Origin of the sequence: Magnetospirillum gryphiswaldense MSR-1 v2 (assembly GCF_000513295.1) — a bacterium.
GTDB lineage: Bacteria > Pseudomonadota > Alphaproteobacteria > Rhodospirillales > Magnetospirillaceae > Magnetospirillum > Magnetospirillum gryphiswaldense.
Map to the genome: position 1 here is coordinate 319663 of NC_023065.1, position 24555 is coordinate 344217.

At 64.8% G+C, this 24555-nt stretch carries 21 protein-coding genes; 8 read left to right on the top strand and 13 right to left on the bottom strand.

Going from position 1 to position 24555, the window contains the following annotated elements:
• Positions 1-9 precede the first annotated feature (9 nt).
• The 6 genes from MGMSRV2_RS01495 to MGMSRV2_RS01520 all read right to left on the bottom strand — a co-directional run bounded on the left by MGMSRV2_RS01495 (position 10) and on the right by MGMSRV2_RS01520 (position 6968).
• Positions 10-1071: a diguanylate cyclase gene (locus MGMSRV2_RS01495; RefSeq protein ID WP_024078541.1), complete on the bottom strand. Its 1062-nt coding sequence runs from the start codon at positions 1069-1071 to the stop codon at positions 10-12.
• Entirely contained in the window at positions 1068-2633 is a 1566-nt protein-coding gene (locus tag MGMSRV2_RS01500) for a S41 family peptidase (protein WP_242410738.1), read from the bottom strand. The genes MGMSRV2_RS01495 and MGMSRV2_RS01500 overlap by 4 nt, the downstream gene beginning before the upstream one ends.
• A 116-nt stretch (positions 2634-2749) precedes the next feature.
• A complete protein-coding gene (gene rnr, locus MGMSRV2_RS01505; protein WP_024078543.1) occupies positions 2750-4966 on the bottom strand; it encodes a ribonuclease R in 2217 nt (738 codons plus the stop codon).
• A gap of 25 nt (positions 4967-4991) precedes the next feature.
• Positions 4992-5930, bottom strand: a complete 939-nt coding sequence (locus MGMSRV2_RS01510) for an AEC family transporter (RefSeq protein ID WP_024078544.1) — start codon at positions 5928-5930, stop codon at positions 4992-4994.
• Positions 5931-5979: 49 nt separating this feature from the next.
• Positions 5980-6495 (bottom strand): HPP family protein, encoded by a 516-nt coding sequence (locus MGMSRV2_RS01515; protein WP_024078545.1) that lies wholly within the window; start codon positions 6493-6495, stop codon positions 5980-5982.
• A gap of 86 nt (positions 6496-6581) precedes the next feature.
• Complete coding sequence (locus MGMSRV2_RS01520; protein ID WP_024078546.1) at positions 6582-6968, bottom strand: Crp/Fnr family transcriptional regulator; 387 nt, start codon at positions 6966-6968, stop codon at positions 6582-6584.
• 132 nt (positions 6969-7100) lie between these two features.
• On the opposite strand from MGMSRV2_RS01520, the gene MGMSRV2_RS01525 reads away from it, so the two are divergent.
• From MGMSRV2_RS01525 to topA, 3 genes are read left to right on the top strand one after another with little or no spacing between them, the layout of a single operon-like run.
• Positions 7101-8204, top strand: coding sequence for a patatin-like phospholipase family protein (locus MGMSRV2_RS01525; RefSeq protein WP_024078547.1), 1104 nt, complete (start codon positions 7101-7103; stop codon positions 8202-8204).
• Positions 8205-8246: 42 nt separating this feature from the next.
• Positions 8247-9380, top strand: a complete 1134-nt coding sequence (gene dprA, locus MGMSRV2_RS01530; protein WP_024078548.1) for a DNA-processing protein DprA — start codon at positions 8247-8249, stop codon at positions 9378-9380.
• A 44-nt stretch (positions 9381-9424) separates the two neighbouring features.
• A complete protein-coding gene (gene topA, locus MGMSRV2_RS01535) occupies positions 9425-12085 on the top strand; it encodes a type I DNA topoisomerase (RefSeq protein ID WP_024078549.1) in 2661 nt (886 codons plus the stop codon).
• A 279-nt stretch (positions 12086-12364) separates the two neighbouring features.
• Here the strand turns inward: topA and MGMSRV2_RS01540 are convergent, their stop codons facing one another.
• Entirely contained in the window at positions 12365-13273 is a 909-nt protein-coding gene (locus MGMSRV2_RS01540; RefSeq protein ID WP_024078550.1) for an ANTAR domain-containing protein, read from the bottom strand.
• Positions 13274-13436: 163 nt separating this feature from the next.
• Between MGMSRV2_RS01540 and MGMSRV2_RS01545 the strand changes: the two genes are divergently transcribed.
• The 3 genes from MGMSRV2_RS01545 to plsY are packed head-to-tail and all read left to right on the top strand — an operon-like array spanning position 13437 to position 16283.
• Positions 13437-14387 carry an aspartate carbamoyltransferase catalytic subunit gene (locus MGMSRV2_RS01545; RefSeq protein ID WP_024078551.1) on the top strand — a complete coding sequence of 317 codons (951 nt, stop codon included), beginning with the start codon at positions 13437-13439 and terminating at the stop codon, positions 14385-14387.
• Positions 14387-15691 carry a dihydroorotase gene (gene pyrC, locus MGMSRV2_RS01550; protein WP_024078552.1) on the top strand — a complete coding sequence of 435 codons (1305 nt, stop codon included), beginning with the start codon at positions 14387-14389 and terminating at the stop codon, positions 15689-15691. Before MGMSRV2_RS01545 ends, pyrC begins: the two co-directional genes overlap by 1 nt.
• Positions 15666-16283, top strand: a complete 618-nt coding sequence (gene plsY, locus MGMSRV2_RS01555) for a glycerol-3-phosphate 1-O-acyltransferase PlsY (protein ID WP_024078553.1) — start codon at positions 15666-15668, stop codon at positions 16281-16283. The genes pyrC and plsY overlap by 26 nt, the downstream gene beginning before the upstream one ends.
• Here the strand turns inward: plsY and MGMSRV2_RS01560 are convergent.
• A complete protein-coding gene (locus MGMSRV2_RS01560) occupies positions 16249-17397 on the bottom strand; it encodes a YbfB/YjiJ family MFS transporter (protein WP_024078554.1) in 1149 nt (382 codons plus the stop codon). The two genes, plsY and MGMSRV2_RS01560, sit on opposite strands and share 35 nt — an antisense overlap.
• A 98-nt stretch (positions 17398-17495) precedes the next feature.
• Between MGMSRV2_RS01560 and MGMSRV2_RS01565 the strand changes: the two genes are divergently transcribed.
• Together MGMSRV2_RS01565 and MGMSRV2_RS01570 are read left to right on the top strand one after the other, a co-directional pair.
• Positions 17496-18356 (top strand): LysR family transcriptional regulator, encoded by an 861-nt coding sequence (locus MGMSRV2_RS01565; RefSeq protein WP_024078555.1) that lies wholly within the window; start codon positions 17496-17498, stop codon positions 18354-18356.
• 88 nt (positions 18357-18444) lie between these two features.
• A complete protein-coding gene (locus tag MGMSRV2_RS01570) occupies positions 18445-19467 on the top strand; it encodes an HD domain-containing phosphohydrolase (protein ID WP_024078556.1) in 1023 nt (340 codons plus the stop codon).
• A 27-nt stretch (positions 19468-19494) separates the two neighbouring features.
• Here MGMSRV2_RS01570 and MGMSRV2_RS01575 read toward each other — a convergent pair whose 3' ends face one another.
• The 5 genes from MGMSRV2_RS01575 to MGMSRV2_RS01595 all read right to left on the bottom strand — a co-directional run bounded on the left by MGMSRV2_RS01575 (position 19495) and on the right by MGMSRV2_RS01595 (position 24503).
• The gene (locus MGMSRV2_RS01575) at positions 19495-19872 is read right to left on the bottom strand and encodes a hypothetical protein (protein WP_144084255.1); all 378 of its coding nucleotides are present in this window, start codon (positions 19870-19872) and stop codon (positions 19495-19497) included.
• A 26-nt stretch (positions 19873-19898) separates the two neighbouring features.
• Positions 19899-21134: a 5-aminolevulinate synthase gene (gene hemA, locus MGMSRV2_RS01580; protein WP_024078558.1), complete on the bottom strand. Its 1236-nt coding sequence runs from the start codon at positions 21132-21134 to the stop codon at positions 19899-19901.
• Between the two features lie 139 nt (positions 21135-21273).
• A complete protein-coding gene (locus MGMSRV2_RS01585) occupies positions 21274-22644 on the bottom strand; it encodes an aspartate aminotransferase family protein (protein WP_024078559.1) in 1371 nt (456 codons plus the stop codon).
• Positions 22645-22700: 56 nt separating this feature from the next.
• Positions 22701-23006: a hypothetical protein gene (locus MGMSRV2_RS01590; protein ID WP_024078560.1), complete on the bottom strand. Its 306-nt coding sequence runs from the start codon at positions 23004-23006 to the stop codon at positions 22701-22703.
• Between the two features lie 69 nt (positions 23007-23075).
• A complete protein-coding gene (locus MGMSRV2_RS01595; protein ID WP_024078561.1) occupies positions 23076-24503 on the bottom strand; it encodes a thioredoxin-like domain-containing protein in 1428 nt (475 codons plus the stop codon).
• Between the last annotated feature and the right edge of the window lie 52 nt (positions 24504-24555).

Consider the following 24555-nt stretch of genomic DNA (forward strand, 5'->3'; position numbering starts at 1 on the left):
TGGTTTGGCCTAAAACAGTTCCATTTCCCCCTCTTCGGTGGGCGCCTTCAGATGGCCGGCACGCACCAGATCTTCATACAGGCAGACCTGATTGCGGCCATTGCGCTTGGCCCAATAAAGCGCCTCGTCCGCCTGACCGATCACCGCCGAGGCGATGTCGCCGTGCTTGATGGCGACAAAGCCGATGCTGACGGTCACCCGGCCCACCTGGGGGAAGGCGAAGCCTTCGACCGCGGTGCGGAAGCGCTCGAAGGCCTGTTGGGCGTGCAGGGCGCTGGTAGGGGCGAGGACGACGACGAATTCCTCGCCGCCGAAGCGGAACAGCAGATCGTCCGAGCGGAACACCTTGCGCATCAGCGCCGAGAACAGCAACAGCACCTCGTCGCCGAAGACGTGGCCGAAAGTGTCGTTGACGCGCTTGAAGTGATCGATGTCCAGCATGCCCAGCCAATGCTGTTCGCCGTCCTCGTGCTGGCGGCGCTCGACGGGGACGATCTGGGCCAGGGTTTGCGACTGGGCGATGATGCGCCCGATCTTCTCGTCGAAGGTCTTGCGGTTCTTCAGTCCGGTCAGGGTGTCACGTTCGGCCTCGCGCAGGATGGCCAGGAAGTTGCGGTAGATGGCGGCGAAGCCGCGCACCAGATCAAGGACCGTGTCGGGGTTGGTGCTGGTCTCGATGGACAGGAAGGCGGAGACCTCCTCGCCCTGGCCGGAAATGGGCAGGCACAGCCGTACCAGGCCGTCGGCACCGGCCATGCGGGCTTCCTCGCCCAAGGCCCAGGCCTGGGCCACCAGATGGTCCTGGTCCAGGGGCGTGACCTCGTTGCTGTTCACCAATCCCTTGCCGAGTTCGGCGACGGCCACGGTTTCCACATGCAGGCCGTCGGGGCGCATCAGCGGTCGCGAGATGGCCACCCGGTGCAGACTGGTCAGTTCCAGCAAGGTGGTGACCAGACAATGTTCAAGATTTTCGCGGCTGCGTTGCTCGGTGATGCGGACCACCGATTCCATCACGCTTTGCAGGTCGATCCGATTGCCTTGTGGGCTGGCGGCCTGTGGTGTGCGGATCAATTTCCTCGTGCTCCTGTGGCGGCGGGGCGGTCACCGGGGGGGATGATCTGGGCGGCGGAGAGGCCGGTGGGGGCGGACATGGCCAGGGCCGAGCCATACAGCACCGGATCGGCGATCAGCTGGCGGGCAACCACCAGATCGCGCTCGCCATCCACATGGGCTTGGGCCGGGCAACGGTCGCGCAAGGCGGCACGCAGGGCATGGTCGTCGATGCCCGATTGTCGCCATTGCGCCAATTGCGCCCCGACCGCATTGGCATTGCCGGGATTGTTGACGGATTGCGAAAGGGAAAAGCTGCCGCTGTCCTGACCTGAGGTGCAGATATTGGGGCGTACCCCCAGGCCATGCAGGGCATAGCCGGACGGCGCGTGGAAACGCGACCAGGTCAGGTGCAGTTCGCCCTGGTTGGGCAGTTCGATCAGGCTTTGCACCGTGCCTTTGCCATAGGACGAGGTGCCGACCACCACACCGTGTCCGGAATCCTGCAAGGCGGCGGCGACGATCTCGGCCGCCGAGGCAGCCTTGCCATCCATGATCACCGCCACCGGCAAGTCTTCGCCGATATCGCCGGAGCGGGCGTCGTAGGATTGATTGGACAGCGGATGGCGGCCACGGGTCGAAATGATCGGGCCATCGCCGATGAACAGATCGGCCACCTCGACCGCCTGATCCAGGAAGCCGCCGGGATTGCCGCGCATATCGATCACCACCCCGGTCAAGGCATCTCCATGGGTCTGGCGCAGGGTCAGCAGATCGCGGCGCAGGGTGTCGGCGGTGGATTTATTGAAGCCGGTCAGGCGGAACACGCCGATACCGTCGGCAAAGCCCGTATGCACGGTCTCAGGGACGATCAGGTCGCGCCTGAGCGCCAGATCCATGGGCTTGTAGCCGCGGCGGATGCCGACGTTGATACGGCTGTCCACGGGGCCGCGCAGGCGTTTGGACAATTCGTCGCGCGACAGGCCGGAAACCGGCTGGCCGTCCACATGGGTCAGCAGATCGCCGACCAGCAGGCCGGCCTTGCCGGCGGGCGAATCGGCCATCACCTCGGTGATGCGGATATCGCCGTCCACCAGCTCGAAGCGGATGCCGATGCCGCCGAAGCCGTTGCGGTTGGCGCGCAGCTCCCGTGCTTCGCGGGCACCGGAATAACGCGAATACACATCCAGCCGCGACAGGATGGCGTCGAACACCGCCTCATAGATGCGTTCCGGGTCGGCATCGCGCAGGCTTTCCGACAGGCCGCGCGCGTCCAGCGCCACGGTGACGGTCAGCCTCGACCAGCCGCGCACATCGGTGGCATCGGGCAGCGGATATTCAGCCACCACGTTGCGGGCCGAGCTTAGCAGCAATTTGCCGTCCAGGCTGGTCAGGGCGATGTTGGGGTCGATGCTGCTCAGGCCCCGCAGCCCCTCCAGGGCCAGGGTGCCGGCCAGGGTGTTTTCCAAGGTGCGGTCAAGAATGGCGCGATAGCCGAAATCGAAAGTGCGCTCGGCCTCGACGGTGTCATAGGGGGCACCCATGCCGCCGATACCGGGAATGACCGGCGCGCTTGCCCCCATCAGCAGCACGGAGGCCGTGACGATCCAACCAATAATGGGAGGGCGACGTACCAGAGTGAACCTCCGACGAAAGATGACGCCAATATGCGTTTTCATCCGCCTTTGGTACAGGGTTTTTATCGTCGCCCACGATTACGTGGCGGTGGTCGGCGCGGCCCGGTGGCGGCCCGTGGCGTCGATCCCTCCAGTTGAAAGACCATGGACCCGGTCAGCGCATTGGCTTCGTGCAGCACCACATCCAGCAATTGCCCCAGTTGGAAGGTTTTGCGGGTGCGCTTGCCGACCAGGCAATGATGCACCTCGTCATGGACATAAAAGTCCTCGGGCAGGGTGCCGATGGGGATCAGACCGTCGGCGCCGGTATCGACCAGGGTGACGAACAGGCCGAAGCGGGTCACCCCCGAGACCTTGGCGCGGAAGCTGGCGCCGACCCGGTCGGACAGGAAGGCGGTGACGTAGCGGTCGACCGCCTCGCGCTCGGCCACCGCCGCCCGGCGTTCGGTGATGGAGATATGCTCGCCCCATTCGGGGAATTGCCCGACGCAATCGGGCGGCAGACCGCCTTCGCCCAGCTTTAGCCCCGATACCAGGGCGCGATGGACCAGCAAATCGGCATAGCGGCGGATGGGCGAGGTGAAATGGGCATAGCGGGCCAGCCCCAGGCCGAAATGGCCGATATTTTCCGGCGAATACACCGCCTGGGCCTGACTGCGCAGCATGACTTCGTTGACCAGCACCTCGTTGGGGCCGTCCTTGACCTTCTCCAGGATCTGGTTCAATTGCGCCGGGCGCAAGGCCTGGCCCTTGGGCAGGGACAGATCCATGGAGCGCAGGAACTCGCGCAGGCCGTCCAGCTTTTCCAAGCTGGGCTGGTCGTGGATGCGGTACATGCACGGCTTGTGCACGCGTTCCAGTTCCTCGGCGGCGCAGACATTGGCCTGGATCATGAAATCCTCGATCAGCCGATGGCTGTCGAAACGGTCGCGCACCTTGATCCCCAGGACGCGGCCGTTTTCGTCGATGTCCACCTTGCGCTCGGGGATGTCCAGTTCCAGCACGCCACGGCGCTTGCGCGCGTCCAGCAGCGCCGCCCAGGCACCGTAAAGCGGCGCGATCACCGGTCCGGCCAGTGGGCCGGTCAAGTCGTCGATCAAGCCGTCGCGGGCCTTTTGTACCTGATGATAGGTCAGCCGGGCGGCCGAGCGCATCATGGCGCGGATGAATTTATGCCGAAGCTTGTTGCCGTCCTTGTCCAGCCAGAAACGCACGGCCAGACAGCCGCGATCCTCGTTGGGGCGCAAGCTGCACCAGCCGTTGGACAGTTCCTCGGGCAGCATGGGGACGACGCGGTCGGGGAAATAGACGGAATTGCCGCGCTTGAACGCCTCTTTGTCCAGGGCGTCGCCGGGACGCACGTACCACGACACATCGGCGATGGCCACCATGCAGTGCCAGCCGCCGGCATTGTTGGGGTCAGGATCGGGCTCGGCCCATACCGCGTCGTCGAAATCGCGGGCGTCCTCGCCGTCGATGGTGACCAGGGGCACGTCGCGCAGATCGACGCGGTGCTCCAAGGTGGCGGCGCCGGCCTTCTTCGCCTGGGTCAGGGCGTCGGCGGGAAACTCGAACGGGATGTCGTTGGTGTGGATGGCCACCAGCGACACCGATTTGGGCGCGCCCATGCGGCCCAGGCGTTCCTTGACCACCACTTGGCGCAGGCCGTACAGGCGTCCGGGCAGAAGGTCGCCCATGACCAGTTCGCCCGGTTCGGCCCCGCCATTCTCGCCCTTGGGGACGATGTAATCAGAGCGTTCCTTGCGCGAGGTCGGGTGGATACGGCCCGAGCCGTCGGGCATGGTCTCGTAAACCCCCAGCACGCGGGCGCGGGCTTCACCGACGATGCGGATGGGCTTGGCCTCGTAGGCGTCGGCGCGGATGCGGCGCAATTTGGCCAGCACCTTGTCGCCCACCCCCACGGTCAGTTCGCCCTTGCGCCAGGGCGCCATGTAGATGCGCGGCGGACGGCCGTCCTGGTCCCACGCCACCAGCCGGGCCAGCAATTCGCCATCGGTATCGGCGCCGGTGATTTCCACCACCGACACGTCGGGCAGGGCGCCGGGCTGGGCGAAGCTGCGTTTGGCGCCGCGTTGGACACTGCCTTCGCCTTCCAGTTCCTTCAGCACCGCCTTCAGCATGATCTTGTCGGCGCCCTTCAGGTTGAAGGCGCGGGCCAGTTCGCGCTTGCCCACATGGCCGGGCTGCGAGCGGATGAATTCCAGCACCTCTTGTTTAGAGGGGACCGGCTTGATCTTGGGGCGTTTCGGCTGGGTCATGCTTGACCGTACCTCTGCTGTCCGTTCAGGGCAAGTAACCGATCAACAGCGTCACCACCGGCAGGCTGACGGCGGCGGCCATGGTCGAGGCGGTGATGATGGCCGCCGTCAGGGCGTGGTCGCCGCCCAATTGGCGGGCCAGGATATAGGCGTTGGCCGCCACCGGCAGCGCAGCATAGGTGACGGTGACCGCCAAGGTGGTGCCGGTCAGGCCGAAGCTCCAGGCCAGGGCGCCGACCGCCAAGGGCATCACCGCCAGCTTCAGCCCCAGCACGGCGGCCACCGGACCATGGGCGCCGCGCAGGGCGGAAAACTCCAATCCGGCGCCGACGCACAGCAACCCCAGGGCCAGCGACGCCTGGGCCAGGATTTTCAGCAACGGCCCGACGATCGGCGGCAGGCCGATGCCTGATACATTGAGAGCGGCGCCGATGACGCAGGCCAGGATCAGCGGGTTCTTGGCGATGGCCAGCACGGTGGCGCCCAGACCGCGCTTGCCGCCGCCCGAACCCCAGCGGATCAGGGCGGTGACGCAATAAAGATTGACCAGCGGAATAACCAGGGACGAGGCCAGGGCGGTCACCGTCACCCCGTGCGGTCCCCAGATGGCGGCGGCGATGGCGAAACCCACATAGGTGTTGGGCCGCACCGCGCCTTGCAACACCGAGGTGAAGGCTGGGCCATCGGCGCGCAGGCGCGGCGACAAGAACCGCAGCGGCAATACCAGCAGGCCCAGCACCAGGGTGATGCCCAGACCATGGGCGCCGAGAATGGCGGCCACCGGCAATCCGTCCAGGCGGGCTTCGGCCAGATTGGTGACCAACAGCGCCGGAAACAGGACGAAATAGGTCAGCTTTTCCGTTTGCAGCCAGAAAGGCCCGTCGAGCACATGGCGGGCACGCAACAGCCAACCCAGCAGGATCAGCAGGAAATTGGGGGCGATGGCGGCAAGAATGGTCAGCATGACGGCGATTACGCCTTAACAACGCTGGCCTATCAAGCTGGGGAAATCCTCAGGCCCCGGCGCCATCCTCGACCGGCGGCGGCAGCGGATACAGCCGGCGCGGCGGCAGCACCCGATGCAACAGGACGGCGGCGGCGACCACCAGGATGCTGCCGAAAAGAATGGGAAACAGCAGATAGGACCAGCCCGGATGCAGGACGGCGACCACCAGGGCATCGGCGCCGGCGGGCGGATGGGTCAATCGTGCCGCCGCCATCAGGGCGATGGACAGGCCCACCGCCAGGGCCATGGCCCACCATGTCTGCGGCAGGAATTCCGCCGTCAGCAGGGCGATGATGGTGGCCAGCAGATGACCGCCGATGACGTTGGCCGGCTGGGCCATGGGGCTGTCGGGGGCAGCGAAGACCAGCACGGCGGAAGCCGCCAGCGGGGCGATTTGCAACGGGTTGCCCAGCCATTGCGCCAACAGGGCACAGGCGGCGATGACGGCGATTCCGCCCAATCCGGCCTTCCACGGGGTCAAGCGGCAGGCGACGGGCTGATGGCGGCGGAAGAAATGGCGCAAAGCGGGAGCCCTCGCTCGTATATAATGTATGTCAAATACATATATAGTGGCGCGAAAAAAGGCAACCCTGCCTAAGTTTGTATCACTTAGTTTTTCCGCAACTCTTCCAACTCGGCTTTGCTTTGCGCCAGTTCGTCGCCCATGACCCGCATGGTGCCCAACAGCGAATGAACCAAGGTGGCCAAGCCGGCGGGGGCCTCGTTCATCATGTGATCGATGCTGGCCTTGGACATGACCAGACACAGGGCATCTTCTTCCACCACCGCCGCCCCCATGCGACCGCCATTGTCCAACAGCGCCAGTTCGCCGAACACTTGGCCGGGCTGGACGATACCGATGGTGATGCGCTTGCCGGACACCGTCTTGAAGATGCGGACCTTGCCTTTTTGCAGCAGATAGGCCTCGCGCCCGCTCTCGCCCTCTTTGAAAATGACGCTGCCCTTGGTGAAGGTCTTGCGTTCCGGCACGCTCATGGATTTTCCCCCAGGCGATTGCAGTCTTGGATAAAGAATAAACGGCCTCAGCCGTTTGTCTATTCCCGCGATTGCCGGGGGCGGAGGTTGAGCGTAGGCTTTTTTATAACCAAAAAAATGGGGAGGCCGATCATGGCTGCCAAAATCGCGCTGGCATTGCAAGGCGGCGGGGCGCATGCCGCTTTTTCCTGGGGGGTTCTCGATCGTCTGCTTGATCAGGCGGCGGCGGGCAAGATCGAAATTTCGGCGGTGTCGGGGGCGTCGTCGGGGGCGTTGAATGCCACCGCCTTGGCTTATGGCCTGCGGGAGGGGGCGGATTTGCCTGGTCCAGCCACGGCGCGGAACAAGCGCATGGCCAAGGCCGCCCAAGGCAAGATCGAGGAATTGTGGTCGACCATCGCGCGGGCCGCCTTTTGGGGCGGCAATCCCTTTGTCGCCGCCATCGGCCTGTCTTTGGGCTGGAACATCGACGACAGCCCGGCGGCGCGGTGGGCCGACATGACCTCGGCCGGGGTATCGCCCGCGGATGCCAGCATCGGGACCTATCTCAACAGCGTGTTGCGGGACGTCTTCCCGCAATTGCCGGCCATTCTGGCGGCGCCGGTGGCCCAGGTGCCCACCGTGCTGGTGGCGGCCACCGACGTGCAGGAATGCCGTCGCCAGATTTTCGTCGACGGCGCCGTGTCGCCCGCCGCGCTGAAGGCATCCTTGTGCGTGCCGACGGCGCTCACCAGCGTCGAGATCGGTCAGGGCCATTACTGGGATGGTGGCTATATGGGCAATCCGCCGCTGTCGCCCCTGCTGGATCAGGTGCGCGAGGCGGGCTGCGACGATGTGGTGCTGATCACCGTCAACCCGCTGCACCGCGACGGGGTGCCGCGTTCGGCCCGGCAGATTTTGGACCGCTTGAACGAAATCACCTTTTCCGCCTCCATGGTGCACGAGGTCAACGCCATCGAAACCCTGAACCGGCTGGTGGATGCCGGCCATGTGACCAAGGCGGCGGGTTTGCAGCGGGTCAACCTGCACCGCATCCATGCCGATGTGGAATTGTCGCGGCTGGGCATCTATTCCAAGGACGCGCCGGCCTGGGATTTCCTGCTCCATCTGCGTGACCTGGGCCGCGATGCCTTCGACCGTTCCTGGCCGGATATCCAGGCGGCCCTGGGCAAGAAATCGTCGTGGGACACCGCCGACATCTGTGACCATGTGGTAGCGCGCCGGGCGTTGCGGTAGAGCGCCCTTGACCGTTTGCATGCAATAAGGGAAGGTGCCGTCATGTTCGGCGACACCCGCACCCTTTCTGCCACGGAAAGACTGGACTGGCTGCGGCTGATCCGTAGCGAGAACGTCGGCCCGCGCACCTTCATCCGTCTGCTGGAACGCTTCGGCAGTGCTGGCCGGGCCTTGGCCGAACTGCCGGACCTGGCCAAGCGCGGCGGTCGCGCCCGGCCCATCGTCGTCTGCCCCAAGGACGCCGCCCTGCGCGAGCTCGATGCCGCCGACCGCCTGGGTTGCACCGTGCTGGCGGCGTGCGAGCCCTTCTATCCCCGCCTGCTGGCCGCCATCGACGATCCGCCGCCCATTCTTTACGCCTTGGGCAATCCGTCGCTTCTGACCAAATCCATCATCGCCATGGTCGGCGCCCGCAACGCCTCGGTCAATGGCCGCAATCTGACCCGGCGGATGGCCGCCGATCTCGGTCGCGCCGGTTTGGTGGTGGTTTCCGGTCTGGCCCGCGGTGTCGACACCGCTGCCCACGAAGGGTCGCTGTCGGCGGGCACGGTGGCGGTGCTGGCCGGCGGTATCGATGTGGTCTATCCGCCGGAAAACCAGCGGCTTTACGATGACATCGTCGCCATGGGCTGCGCCGTTTCCGAAATGCCGCCGGGCACCCAGCCCCAGGCCAGCCACTTTCCCCGTCGCAACCGCATCGTTTCCGGCATGGCCGTGGGGGTGGTGGTGGTCGAGGCCAGCCTGAAATCGGGTTCGCTGATCACCGCGCGCATGGCGGCTGAACAGGGGCGCGAGGTGTTCGCCGTGCCCGGTCACCCCATGGACCCGCGCGCCCAAGGCCCCAACGACCTGATCCGCCACGGCGCCACCCTGACCGAGGGGGCGGATGACGTCACCGCCGTGGTTCTGGACCTGCTGCGCCGTCCCTTGGCCGAGGACCGGCGCGGGCCGTTTGAAGCGGCGATAACCGCCCCGCCGGACGAAAGTGCCCTCGCGCACGCGCGCGCCTTGGTGCTGGAAAGCCTCGGCCCCATGCCGGTTGCGGTTGACTTGCTGATCCGCGAATGCCAATTGTCTGCTTCCGTGGTGTCCATGGTCCTGCTTGAGTTAGAGCTGGCCGGTCGTCTGGAGCGTCACCCTGGTCAACAGGTGGCGTTGCTGGCGGCGGGTTATTAAAGGACCATGCCGCCCGTCCCTGTTTCTCGCACAATTGGGTCCGGATGAAGGTCGTCGTCGTCGAATCTCCCGCCAAAGCCAAGACCATCAACAAGTATCTTGGCTCGGACTTCCAGGTGCTGGCCTCGTATGGCCATATCCGTGATTTGCCGGCCAAGGATGGCTCGGTCCGCCCGGACGAGGGCTTTGCCATGGACTGGGAGGCCGACGCCAAGAGCGAGCGCCAGATCAAGGAAATCGCCAACGCCGTCAAGAAGGCCGACAAACTGTTCCTGGCCACTGACCCGGATCGCGAGGGGGAAGCCATCTCGTGGCACGTCCAGGCGGTGCTGGAAGCCAAGGGCGTGCTGAAGGGCAAGGAAGTCAAGCGGGTGGTCTTCAACGAGATCACCAAATCCGCCGTCACTGAGGCCATGCGCAACCCGCGCGAGGTGCACCAGGATCTGGTCGACGCCTATCTGGCCCGGCGTGCGCTCGATTATCTGGTCGGCTTCACCTTGTCGCCAGTGCTGTGGCGCAAGCTGCCGGGCTCGCGCTCGGCCGGGCGCGTGCAATCGGTGGCGCTCAGGCTGATCTGCGAACGCGAAACCGAGATCGAGAGTTTCAAAAGCCAGGAATACTGGACCCTGGCCGCCGATTTCCTGACCGCCAAGGGCGCCATGATCACCGCCGGCCTGACCCATCTGAACGGGGGCAAGCTGGACAAGTTCGCCCTGGGCAACGAGACCTCCGCTTTGGCGGCCAAGGCGGCCATCGAAGCCGCCAGCTTCACCGTCGCCAGCGTCGAGCGCAAGAAGGCCAAGCGCAACCCCTACGCCCCCTTCACCACCTCGACCCTGCAACAGGAAGCCAGCCGCAAGCTGCATTACGGCGCGCAGAAGACCATGCAACTGGCCCAGCGCCTGTATGAAGGCGTCGATATCGGCGGCGAGACGGTGGGTCTGATCACCTATATGCGTACCGACGGCGTGCAGATGGCCGCCGAGGCCATCGCCGCCACCCGCGACCTGATCGCCAAGGATTTCGGCAAGGATTACGTGCCCTCCGCCCCGCGTCTTTATAAGACCAAGGCCAAGAACGCCCAGGAAGCGCATGAATGCATCCGTCCCACCGATCTGTTCCGCCGCCCGGATCAGGTCGCCCGTTATCTCGACCGCGACCAGCTGCGCCTTTATGAACTGATCTGGAAGCGTACCGTCGCCAGCCAGATGGCCGCCGCCGAATTGGATCAGGTGGCCGTCGATGTGACCAGCTCTGGCAAGGACATCGTCATGCGCGCCACCGGTTCGGTGGTGGTGTTCGAGGGCTTCCTGAAGGTCTATCGCGAGGACCGCGACGACAGTCCGGCGCCCGGGGCCGAGGACGACGAATCTGAACGCCTGTTGCCCGACGTCACCGAGGGCGAGGCCATGGCCCGCCAGGACGTGCGCGCCGACCAGCACTTCACCCAGCCGCCGCCGCGGTTCTCGGAAGCATCGCTGGTCAAGCGCATGGAAGAACTGGGCATCGGTCGCCCGTCCACCTATGCCTCGATCCTGTCGGTGTTGCAGGACCGCAATTACGTGCGTCTGGACCAACGCCGCTTCATCCCCGAGGATCGCGGGCGTCTGGTTACCGCCTTCCTGGAAAGCTATTTCGGTCGCTACGTCGAATACAATTTCACCGCCGATCTGGAAAACCAGTTGGATGAAGTTTCCGACGGCAAGATCAACTGGAAAAAGGTTCTGGAAGACTTCTGGCGCCAGTTCCAGGGCGCCGTCGAGGGCACCAAGGAATTAAGGGTGTCGGAAGTCATCGAAAAACTGGACGCTGAACTGGGGGCGCATTTCTTCCCCGATGACGGCACCGGTCACGATCCGCGCCTGTGCCCGCTCTGCAATGCCGGGCGGCTGTCGTTGAAGCTGGGCAAGTTCGGCGCCTTCATCGGCTGCGCCAATTACCCGGAATGCCGCTATACCCGTCCGCTGGCGGTGGCCGGCGAAGGCGGCGAAGGTGGTGGCGAGCCATTGCCCGATGGCCCCAAGGAACTAGGGATCGAGCCCGGCTCGGGCGAGCCGGTTACCCTGCGCAAAGGCCCCTATGGCTGGTACGTGCAATTGGGCGAGGGGGCCAAGCCCAAGCGGGTGTCGCTATACAAGGGGCTGGAACCCGGCGCCATCGACCTGGAGATCGGCCTGAAGCTGCTGGCCCTGCCGCGCGACGTCGGCGAGCACCCGGAAACCCGTAAGATGATCAAGGCCGGCGTCGGTCGTTTCGGCCCCTATCTTTTGCATGACGGCGTTTACAAGTCGTTGGCCAAGGATGACGATGTGCTGACGGTGGGTATGAACCGGGCGGTGGAATTGCTGTCGCAGGCCAAAGGCAAGGCCGCCGGGCCGCTGAAGACCCTGGGCGAGCATGACGGCAAGCCGGTGACCGTGCATGAGGGCCGCTATGGCCCCTATGTGTCGCGTGACGGCGTTCACGCCACCCTGCCCAAGGGCACCGATCCGTTGACGGTGACGCTGGAACAGGCCTTGCCGCTGATCGCTGCCAAGGCGGCCAAGGCACCGGCGAAAAAGCCGGCTCGCAAGGCTGCGGCGCCGAAGAAGGCTGCGGCGGAAGATGGCGAGGCGACGGTGACGAAGAAGGCTCCGGCCAAGAAGGCCGCCGCCAAGAAGCCGGCGGCGAAGAAAGCGCCGGCCAAGAAGAAGGCGGCGGGCTGACGGGGGCGTTTTTCCGCCCAGATGCTGATCCTCCATCAGGCAAAGCGCCGAATGTCATTTGCGGCATGCTCGTGCTCGCGGACAAATCCAGCCGCAACACGGATAAACGCGGATGCCGCTTCGCGGCAGCACGGATTCGCACGGATGTTTTTCATCCGCGTCCATCCGTGCCAATCCGTGTTTATCCGCGTTGCGGCTGGTTGCTGAGGATTTGGATAAGACGGCACAGCCGAGAGAAATGCATTTCCGGCCTTATTGGCAAAAGTGTCCGACGGCTTTTCATGCCGTCTTCACCGCCATGAAGGTCCGGGGCGTGCCCAAGGAACGCAGCAGACCCTTGGCCAAGCTGTTGAGCTTGTCCAAATCGGAATAGCCGACGGCGGTGTTGGCATCGTCCAGTTTGTGAGCGATTTCCAGCAGATCGGATACCGGGCCGCTCAACACTTCGCTGGGGCTGCGCTTCATCCGGCGGATCATGTCTTCGGCCACCTGAACCAAGCGGTTGGTGTGCGGCATCAGCGCCAGGTCGGTTCCGTCCCTGCCGTCGCGGATGCAGCCGTGGATGTGGTTGGACAGCCAATCGATCTGTACGGCGTAGCGTTCGATCTTCATGCGGTTCAAGGTGCTTGAGGCCTCGGCGACCATGCGTTGCAGGCGGGTGCCGTCGACGCCGTTCTCGGCCCTGATCTTCAGCGGGTTGGGGACTTCCAGCATGGGGGCGGAATGGTTGTCGAAGGAGCGCTGCTTGGCCCGGCGGTCGGGGCCGGTATAGTCGTGGGTGACGACGAAAGGCTTGCGCGTACGGCACAGCTTCTCGATGCGCAGGATCAACTGTTCCGGCGACACCGGCATCAGCAGAAGATCGTCGCAGCCGGCATCGATGATGCGCTTGACGTAATCGGGCTCGGGTCGGCTCAACAGCGAGATGATGACCGGAAACGGGTTGTTGCCCAGGCGCTGATCCCGCATCTCCTTGATCAGAAAACCGACGTCGTTACCTTCCAACTCGGTCGAGGCGATCAGCAGGTCGATGGAATCCTGTTCGATCAGGTCATGCAGCTTGATGTAACTGGCGGTGTCGGAGATGGCGCGAAAGCCCATGGCGAACAGCGCGCCCTTCAACCCGGTCCGCACCACCTGGTTGGGGTCGGCGATCACCAGCCGGATATTTTCAAGCGAAGCCTGCATGCGATGGCCGTACCAGTTTGCGACTTAGGGTGGGGGCATATGGCTCCCCTCCGACTTGGGTATGATAAGCACAACGTTCAATCAGGTCATCTACCGATTCCGGTTATGACCCATGCCACAGTCGCTTGCGGGCGGGTCCGCGCCGCCATATAGTTCCGCCATCATGACTGAGCCGCGCTATCCGCATCGCCATCTCTTGGGCATCCAGGGTCTGGAGCAACACGAGATCACCACCATTCTGGATCTGGCCGACGGTTACGCGGCGCAGAACCGGTCCCACGACAAACGCCGCAACCTGTTGGGGGGGCGGACGCTGGTCAATTTGTTCTTCGAGAACTCGACCCGCACGCTGACCAGCTTCGAGTTGGCCGGCAAGCGGCTGGGGGCCGATGTCATCAACATGCAGACCCAGGCGTCCTCGGTGGCCAAGGGCGAAAGCCTGATCGACACCGCCATGACCCTGAACGCCATGCATCTGGATGTCCTGGTGGTCCGCCACGCTGAATCGGGCGCGGCCAAGCTGTTGTCGGAAAAGGTCAATTGCTCGGTCATCAACGCCGGTGACGGTGCCCACGAGCATCCGACCCAAGCGCTGTTGGACGCGCTGACCATTCGCCGCCGCAAGGGGACCATCGCCGGCCTGCGCGTGGCCATCTGCGGCGACGTGCTGCATTCCCGCGTGGCCCGCTCCAACATCCATTTGCTCAACACCATGGGGGCCGAGGTGCGTCTGGTCGGTCCGCGCACGCTGATGCCGTCGCAGGTGGAGCGCATGGGGGTGCAGGTGTTCCACGACATGCGCGCCGGCATCAAGGACGTGGACGTGGTGATGATGCTGCGCATCCAGAACGAACGGATGAAGGGCAGCTTCATCCCCTCGATCCCGGAATACTTCCATTTCTTCGGCCTGGATTACGACAAGTTGGCCTTGGCCAAGCCCGATGCGGTGATCATGCATCCCGGCCCGATGAATCGCGGCGTCGAGATCGATTCCGACGTCGCCGACGATGTTGAACGCTCGTTGATCCGCGAGCAGGTGGAAATGGGCGTGGCGGTGCGCATGGCCTGCCTGGACCTGTTGACCCGCAACCTTCCCAATGCGGGAGTGAAATAATGTCCAAGCCTGTGACTTCGGGCCTGGTTGCCTATGTCAACGCCCGCCTGCTCGACCCCGCCACCGGCCTGGATGCCAAAGGCGCGCTGTTGATCCAGGGCGAAACCATCGCCGATGTCGGCCCCGGCCTGTTCCAAGGTGGGGTGCCGTCGGGAATCGAGGTGGTGGATTGTCAGGGCCTTTGTCTCGCCCCCGGTCTGGTGGACATGCGGGTGCAGGTGCGCGAGCCGGGCGAGGAGCACAAGGAAACGCTGAAATCGGCGGGCGAGGCGGCGGTGGCCGGCGGCGTCACCTCCATGGTCTGCCTGCCCAATACCGATCCGATCATGGACGAAGTGGCGACGGTGGAATTCGTGGCGCGCCGTGCCCGCAAGAACGGTCTGGCCAAGATTTATCCCTATGCCGCCGCCACCAAGAAGCTGGAAGGCCGCGAATTGTCGGAAATGGGCTTCCTCAAGGAAGCCGGGGCCTTGGCCTTCACCGACGGCATCAAGGCCATCGCCGATGCCCAGACCATGCGTCGGGCGCTGTCTTATGCCGCCACCTTCGACGCCTTGATCGTCCAGCACCCGGAAGACCCGTCCCTGGCCGGGTCGGGGGTGATGAATGCCGGCGAGCGGGCCACCCGCATGGGGCTGTCGGGCATTCCGGTGGAAGCCGAGATCATCATGCTGGAACGCGACATGCGTCTGGTGGCCATGACCGGCGGGCGTTATCACGCCGCCCATGTCTCCACCGCCGAAGGCATCGACGTCATCCGTCGGGCCAAGGCCAAGGGGTTGCCGGTCACCTGCGACACCGCACCGCCTTATTTTGCCTTGAACGAGCTTGAGGTGCACAATTACCGCACCTTCGCCAAGCTGTCGCCGCCTCTGCGGTCCGAGGCCGACCGTCAGGCGGTGATTGCCGGCTTGGCCGACGGCACCATCGACGCCATCGCTTCCGATCATGCGCCGCAGGACGAGGACGCCAAGCGCCAGACCTTCGCCGCCGCCGAATTCGGCGGTATCGGGCTGGAAACCCTGCTGGCCGCTACCATCGGCCTGGTGCAGACGGGGGCGCTGGCCCTGCTGCCGGCGCTGGGGCTGTTGACCTGCGGTCCTGCCGATATTTTGGCCTTGCCCGCCGGGCGGCTGAAGATGGGGGCCGCCGCCGATCTGGTGGTGTTCGACCCAGATCGCGGCTGGCAGGTGGACCCGGCCAAGTTCAAGAGCAAGTCCAAGAACTCTCCCTTCGACGGCAGGCCCATGCAAGGCGTGGTGCTGCGCACCGTGGTGGATGGACGCACGGTGCATCGTGTTTGAGCTGATCTTTGCCGCTATCGGCGGCTATGGGCTGGGCTCGATCCCCTTCGGTCTGGTGCTGACCCGCGCCGCCGGCCTGGGTGACATCCGCGCTATCGGCTCCGGCAATATCGGCGCCACCAACGTGTTGCGCACCGGGCGCAAGGGACTTGCCTTGGCGACGCTGCTGCTGGACGGCGGCAAGGGCGCCATCGCCGCTATCGCCGCCCTGTTGCTGCTGGGGCCCGACGCCATGCTGGTGGCCGGTTTCGCTGCTGTTTTGGGCCATAATTTCCCGGTTTGGCTGGGCTTCAAGGGCGGCAAGGGGGTGGCCACCACCTTGGGCACGTTGATGGCCTGTTCGTGGCCGGCAGGCGTGGCCTGCTGCGTCACTTGGCTGGTGGTCGCCGGCCTGTTCCGTATCTCGTCGCTGTCGGCCCTGGTCGCCCTGGCCGCGTCGCCGCTTTATGCTTGGTATTTCGCCGGGCCGGAAACGGCGGTGATGGCGGCGGGCTTGGCGGTGCTGGGCTTCATCCGCCATCACGCCAACATCAAACGGCTGCTGAAGGGCGAAGAGCCTAGGATCGGCAAGAAGAAGACCGGCGCCGTCTGAGTTCCCCCCAGGTCAGCAGCGGCACGCCGGCCATGGTCACCGCCGCCGCGCACAGCAGGGCCGGCATCCAGCCGCCGCTATCGGCCAGCTTCGCCGCCACCACCGGGCCGATGATCTGACCGACGCTGAACAAGGCGGTCAATATCCCCATGGTCCGCGCCGGATGGGTTGGGGTGATGGCGCGGCCGAAGGCCACCGCCATGCCGGCGATGCCCAGAAACGTCCCGCCATAGAGAAGTGCCGCCAGGAACACCGTCGCCGGATGGCCGAACAGGCCCAGCAAGGCGGTGCCCGCCGCCATCAGGATATGGGCGGCGCCCAAGGCGGGGGCATAGCCCTTGTGCTCGGCCACCCAGCCCCAGGCCGCCGCCGACGGCATGGCCGCCAGCCCCACCACCACCCAGGCCAGATTGGCCCAGCTTTCCAGGCCGGGAGTGGATTTGACCACCACCACCAGAAAGGTGCCAGTGATGATATAGCCGAAGCCGGCGCAGAAATAGGCCGCCGCCAGCAGCGGCAGCGGGAACGGCACCGGCGGGGCCGGGGCGGTGGTGCCGGCGGGGCGCGGCTGGCTGAGATGGCGCAGGCAAAAGAATGAGGTGGCCGACAAGGCGGCGCAGATCCCCGCCGCCGCCCACCAGGCGCTGTCATCGCCCCCCTTGGCGCCGATCCAGGCGATGGCCGAGCCCGAGGCGAAAATACCCAGGCCGACGCCGCCGAAATGCAGGCCCGACAGCTTGGCCCGGCCCAATTCGGCCAAGCGTGGTACCACCAGGGCCGAGCCGAGGACGAAAACCAGGGCCGAGCCCACCCCGGCGGCCAACCGGATCAGGTTCCAGACCAGTTCATCATGGGTCAGGGCCATGGCCGCCAGCGACAACGCCACCAAAGCGAGGCCGAAATTCAGCAATCGGTGGCGTTCCCGTTCGCTGGCGGCCCAACTGGCCCAGATGGCGCCGATCAGATAACCCAGATTGTTGCTGGCCGCCAGCCAGCCGGCGCTTTCGGTGTCGATGCCCATCAACGGCAGGATCGGGGTATAGGCAAAGCGCCCCAGGCCCAGCGACACGGCGCAGGCGGCGAAACCGCCGATCAGAATCCGGGTGGGGAACATCCAGGCCTCCATTGCTGACACGGTTAAGGTGGCGGCGCCCTTGCTTCATTACCAGCGAATAATTATGCTTTAACCGTTCGTATTTGGAGAATGCAGCCATGGACAGCAATGGCCTTCGTCTGTTTCGCGCCGTCGCCCAATCGGGGTCGGTGGCGGCTGCCGCCGACAGCGTCCATTCGGTGCCGTCCAATATCTCCGCCCGCATCCGCAAGCTGGAAGACGAGTTGGGGGCCCAATTGTTCGTGCGCGAGCCGCGCGGCATGCGGCTGACCGCGGCGGGAGAGGTGCTGGCCGATTACGCCGAGCGCATCTTGGCCCTGGGGGCGGAAGCCAAGGCGGCGGTGGCGGAAGTGGTGGGCGGGGGAGGGGCGTTGCGCTTGGCCTCCATGGAAAGTACCGCCGCCGTGCGGCTGCCGCCCATCCTGGCCGGATTTGCCGCCGGCCATCCCCGCATTGGCCTGTCGTTGACCACCGGCACCAGCGAAAGCGTGTTGCAGGCGGTGCTGGAACGCCGCGCCGATCTGGGGTTTGCCGGTGGTCCGGTGCGTCACGACCGCATCGTCGGCGAGGCGGTGTTCACCGAGGAACTGGTGTTGGCGGTACCGCACAGCGTGACCTCGGTGGAGCAGGCCAATACCCGGGCCATGCTGGTGTTCCGCAGCGGCTGCGCCTATCGGGCGCGGACGGAAAACTGGCTGCGCCGCCGGGGCGAGCCGCCACGCACTATCATGGAATTCGGCACCCTGGACGGCTTGCTCGGCTGCATCGCCGCCGGCATGGGGGTCAGCCTGCTGCCACGCATCGTGGTCGAGCGCCCGCATCTGGCCGGCCAGATCAGCGCCTTGACCATCGCCGATAGCCGGGTCGAGACCTGGGTGATACGCCATCGCGACTGCGTTCCCAGCCGGGCGATGAACGCGTTCATGGACTATCTGCGGCCCCCGGCGCAAGCCGCCTGATTTTCGCGCATCTCCCTTGCCATATTGACTCGGGTTTATGCGCACAGCTGCGCTACAATGGCCGGATAAGCCCAAGGGTTATGTCGTCATGCGCGATCCCAACGCCCCGCCGATCCGTTTGCTGCTGGTGGAAGACAATCCCGGCGATGCCCGGTTGGTGCGGCTGCTGCTGGCCGAGGCCGGCGGCTTCGAGTTCAATCACGTGGAAACCATGGCCGCCGCCAAGGCTTGGCTGGACGGCAACGGCGCCGAGGCGGTGCTGCTGGATTTGTCGCTACCCGACAGTCATGGGCTGGAAACCATCGATCGGATGCGGCGGTTGGCGCCGTTGATGCCCATCATCGTCTTCACCGGCTTGGCCGACGAGGATACCGGCGTCGCCGCCGTCAAGCGCGGTTGCCAGGATTATCTGGTCAAGGGCGTGGGCGACGGCCACATGATTTCGCGCACCGTGCTTTACGCCATCGAGCGCAAGACCCTGGAGGTCGAGCGCCAGCAATCGGCGGAACGCATGAAGAAGGTGCTGTTGCAGACGGTCCGCGCCATGTCGCTGACCCTGGAAATGCGCGATCCCTATACCGCCGGCCATCAGCGCCGGGTGGCGCAATTGGCGGTGGCCATCGGGCGGCACATGGGCTGGAGCGAACATACGCTGGAAGGCTTGCAGACCGGCGCCCTGATCCACGATCTGGGCAAGATCAACGTGCCTTCCGATTTTCTCAGCCGTCCGGGCAAGCTGTCGGATGCCGCCTTCGGCGTGGTGCGCTCGCATGCCGCCGTGGGGGCGGAAATCGTCGAGGGCATCGACTTCCCCTGGCCGGTGGCGGCGATGATCCGCCAACATCATGAGCGCTTGGACGGCTCGGGCTATCCGTTGGGGTTGGTCGGCAGCCAGATCATCCCCGAGGCCCGTATTCTGGCGGTGGCCGATGTGGTCGAGGCGATCAGCAGTCATCGCCCCTATCGCCCGGCCTTGGGCATGGAAGCGGCCTTGTCGGAAATCCGCGATCATACCGTCACCCGCTATGATCCCGAGGTGGTGGAGGCCTGCCTGGCCGTGATCCGCACCGAGGGTGAGGCGGTGTTCGGCGAGGCGGCCTTGGGCCATTAAAGTCGCCTGCCTCAGAGATTACTGCTCTTATTCCCGCCAGCCGTCGGTACCGCATTTGAGCCCCACCGCGATGGTGGCGCCACTGTTGGGATTGGTCCAGAAGCTGCGATAGGACCACACGCGGGCCTTGTCGCACGAAATCGTCACCTGGGTCGGGCTGTCCCAGGTGACCTTGGGGGCGTCGCCGCGGTCGGCCAGGAACAGCCGCGCGCCCTTGTTGATGTTGTCACCCGGCTTGGCCGTCATCACCACCAGGAACGGCTCGGTTTCGCCGGCCTTCATCGAGCCGACCACCACGTCGCGACTGCCGTCGGGGGCGGGGTGGCGGGAAATCTCGCGCATTTCACCGTCGCCACAGGCGGCCAGCAATACCAAGGCGGCCAGGGCCAGGAACTTTTGCATCAAGGGGGGACTTTCAATGGTGGGACCGCCTATTCGGCGGCGGCCACCTTTTTAGGATGTTCCTTGTGCAATTCCAACTCATCCCAAACGGATACGAAGGATTTGACCAGATGGTCCATCATCTCGTCGGTGTGCAAGGGCGTCGGCGTGATGCGCAGCCGCTCGGTGCCCACCGGCACGGTGGGATAGTTGATGGGCTGCACATAGATGCCGTGCTTGTTGAGCAGCAGGTCCGAGGCCTGCTTGCAGAGCGCAGCGTTGCCGACCATCACCGGGACGATATGGCTGACCGACGGCAACACCGGAATGCCCTGTGCCGCCAGCTTGGCCTTCATGGTGGCGGCGCGTTCCTGGTGGCGCTGGCGGATTTCCGGGCTGCGCCGCAGCACCTTGACCGAGGCCAGGGCGGCGGCGGCGACCATGGGCGGCATGGAGGACGAGAAGATGAAGCCGGGGCCGAAGCTGCGCACGTAATCGACCATGGCATCGGAGCCGGCGATATAGCCGCCGACCACACCGATCGCTTTGGCTAAGGTGGCCTGGATGATGGTGATGCGCTCGCGCACGCCGTCGCGTTCGGCCACGCCCGAGCCCTCGGCCCCGTACATGCCGGCGGCATGGACTTCATCGAGGAAGGTCATGGCGTTGTGGGCCTCGGCCACGTCGCAGATCTCGGCGATGGGGGCGATGTCGCCATCCATGGAATAGACCGATTCGAAGGCCACCAGCTTTGGGGTTTCCCGCGGATAGGCCGACAAAAGCTGTTCCAGATGTTCCGGGTCGTTGTGGCGGAAGACATGCTTGGCCGAACGGCCATGGCGGATGCCTTCGATCATGGAATTGTGGTTGAGTTCGTCGGAAAACACCACCAGACCTGGGATGGTGGCGCCCAAGGTGGACAAGGTGGTCTGGTTGGCCACATAGCCCGAGGTGAACAACAGCGCCGATTCCTTGGCGTTCCAGGCGGCCAGCTCCTGCTCCAGCAGCACATGGTAATGATTGGTGCCGGAAATGTTGCGGGTGCCGCCGGCACCGGCGCCGCAGCGGTCGACGGCTTCCTTGGCGGCGGCCAGAACCTCCGGGTGTTGGCCCATGCCCAGATAGTCGTTGGAGCACCACACCACCACCTCGTGGATCTGACCGTCGCGGTAGTTCCGGGCCACCGGGAACTGGCCGCACCGGCGTTCCAGATCGGCGAAGACGCGATAGCGGCCTTCGGTCTTCAGATCCGCGATACGCTTGGTGAAATAGTGTTGGTAATCCATTGGGGTTAGCCTCCCTCCGCGCCGTCGGCAATCCTGATCGTGCGGTACAGCTTCACGTTACTTGAGGCGATCCTAAAAGAATGGGAAGACCCCACGCAACTAACATCACCGTAATGTCCACAGCGCTCATAAGCCTGTTTCAGACAATACCCGCTGACACCAGCTCTCCATGAGCTTCGTCAAGGGCTGCGCGGAAGCGGCCCAGCAATTGGCCGATTTCGTCCTCGGAGATGATCAGGGGCGGGGCGAAGGCCACCGCGTCGCCCATGGCCCGCAGGATGACGCCGTGTTCTTGCGCCTTGGCCACCACCCGAGCCCCCACCGCCAGCTTGGGATCGAAGGCTTTACGACCCTCTTTGTCGGCCACCAGTTCCAGGGCGCCGATCAGGCCAATGCCGCGGGCCTCGCCCACCAGCGGATGCTGCTGCAACGCCCGCAAGCCCTGCTGCAACACCGGGGCGATACGGGCCACATGGCCCAGGATGTCGCGCTCGGCATAGATATCCAGGGTTTCCAGCGCCACCGCCGCCGATACCGGATGGCCGCCATAGGTGAAGCCATGGCCGAACACGCCGATTTCGCCGGACTGGGCCTTGACGTCGTCATAGACATGACCGGCGACGATCAGCGCCGAAATGGGCAGATAGCCCGATGACAGCCCCTTGGCCACGGTCATCATGTCGGGCTTGAGGCCGAAGGTCTGCGACCCGAACATCTGGCCGGTGCGACCGAAGCCGGTGATGACCTCGTCGGCGACCAGCAGCACGTCGTATTTCTTCAGCACCGCCTGGATTTTGTCGAAATAGGTGGCGGGCGGGACGATGACACCGCCGGCACCCATGACCGGCTCGGCGAAGAAGGCGGCCACCGTGTCGGGGCCCTCGGCCAGGATCAGCTTCTCCAACTCCTCGGCCCGGCGGCTGGCGAAGTTTTCCTCGGTTTCGCCCGGATTGGCGCAACGCCAGTAATGGGGATTGCCGGTGTGCAGGATGCGGTCGATGGGCACATCGAAGCCCCGTTGGTTGACCGGCAGTCCGGTCAAGGATGCGGTGGCCACGGTGACGCCGTGATAGGCGCGCTCGCGGGCGATGATTTTCTTCTTTTCCGGCTTTCCCAGGGCGTTGTTGCGGTACCAGATCAGCTTGATGGCGGTGTCGTTGGATTCCGAGCCCGAACAGGCGAACAGGACACGGGCGTCGGGAATGGGCGCCATGGAAGCCAGCCGTTCGGCCAGCCGCGTCGCCGGCTCGTGCGTCTTCGAACTGAACAGGTGATAGAACGGCAATTGCCGCATCTGCTTGGCCGCCGCCTCGACCAGACGTTCCTCGCCCCAGCCCAGGGCGGTGCACCACAGTCCGGCCAGCCCCTCGATGTAATCCTTGCCGGCTTCGTCGAACACCCGCACCCCTTGGCCGCGGACGATGACCATGGGGCCGGTTTCCGGGTGGCGGACAAGGTTGGTATAGGGATGGAACAGGTGGGCGATATCGGCTTCGGACGTGGTGCTCATGCTGCCTCCGGCACTGCGGGGCGCCAGCTTAGGCCCAAGCTTGCCCGGCTGCCAAGTCAGATGCGGGTGTGGCTTTTCACCTTGAAGGCATAGACATAGAGGTCGGTGTCGCGCCGCTCCTTGGCCCGCCCCTTGGTGCGCTTGGTGGCGACGAAATATTCCACCACGTCGTGGGCGTCCAGATCGTCCTTGGCTTGGCGGGCGATCCAGGCGTCGCCGCTTTGCTTGACCCCGTGCTGACTGAACAGCATGGCCTTGGGCGCTCCGGTACAACCGACGAACCATTGGCCGAAGTTGCCGCCGTTCTTATCGATGTAATCCTCGATCTCGCCGATGATCTGCGAGCGCGATTTCGCTGTCATGACTGTTTCTCCCCCGAACCGGGGGCTATATTAAAGTTTGTGTTTCAGAGCGGCAATCGGGCCAAGACCTCAGGCCGCCCAGGCGCGCACGGTATTGGCCTGCAAATCGACCTCGATGATGCGGTGGTTGTTGGTGTCCGACACCAACAGGCGGTTGGCGCCGTCGGTGGCAATACCCGCCGGTTCGCTGATATCCAGGGGCAGGTGCCCCAGATCGCTGACTTGGCCCGAGACCGGATCGACGACACGGATGGCGTGGTTGTAGCTGTCGGCGATGAACAGACGGCCGTTGGCGCAGCTGACCCCCAGCGGGTGCTGCAGCCGGGCTTGGGCCAACGGGCCGTTCTTGTGGCCGAAATCGAACAGGCCTTGGCCGACCAGGGTATCCACCCGTCCGGTGCTCAGGCACACCCGGCGCAGGGCCGAGGTTTCGGCATCGGCGAAATACAGGCTGCCGCCATCGTCGGACAGGGCTAGTCCCGATGGCTGGGCCAGCAAGGATTGCCCGGCCTCGCCGTCGCCCAGGTTTTCACCACCGCTTCCGGCCAGCATACGGATCATGCCGGTGTCGAGATCAAGGGCGCCCAATTGATGACTGCCGGCATTGGCGAAATACAAGCTGCCGTCGTGCACTTCCATATCCCAGGGCGAGGCGAGGGCGGTTTCCAGCCCCGGCGCCGCCCGGCCCAGGGTGCCGCCGCGCCAGCCTTGGCCGGCGATGGTGGCGGTCACCCCGCTTTGGCGGTCGATGCGGCGGATCAGATGGTTGCGGGTGTCGGCCACATAGATGAACGCGCGGTCGATGGCCACGCCCTCGGGGCCATTGAAGCTGGCGTCAATTCCATCGTCGCGACCGGCCAGACCGCTGCCGAAACGGGCGATCTCGCCGCCATGATCGTCCAACAGCACCACCTGATGGTGGCCGCTATCGGCCAAGGCCCACACACCGTCGGCGCCGCGCTTGATCTTGCCGGGAAAGCGCAGTCTGCCGCCGGGGTCGGAGACCGGCTGGCACGGCGTCGGCGCCGGACGCATCTTGCCCATGGCGAAGAAGCGTTCGATCATGTCCTCGACGCCCTGGGGCAGCAGGTCGGGGTGGGGTTCGCCCGCCAATTGGCCGATGACGCGACCGTCAGGCGAGATCAGCACCAGTGTCGGCCAGGCGCGAACGCAATAATTCTCCCACAGATACAGGTCGGGATCATGCACCACCGGGTGGGTGATGTCGTAACGGGCAATGGCGCAGGCCACCATGGCCGGATCACGTTCGTGGTCGAATTTGGGGCTATGCACGCCGATCACCACCAATTCATTGGCGAAGCGGTTTTCCAGATCCTTCAGCACCGGCAGGGTGTGGAAGCAGTTGACGCAGCAGAACGTCCAGAAATCCAAGATCACCAGCTTGCCCCGTAACTGGGCCAGGGAGAGCGGCTGGTCGACGTTGAACCAAGTCAGTCCGGTTGCGGCCAGCTCAGGCGCCCGCGTCAATCCAAACATGCGCAATTCCTTGAAAAGCCGAAGAAAAAGTCAGCTTGTCCTGATTGCACAG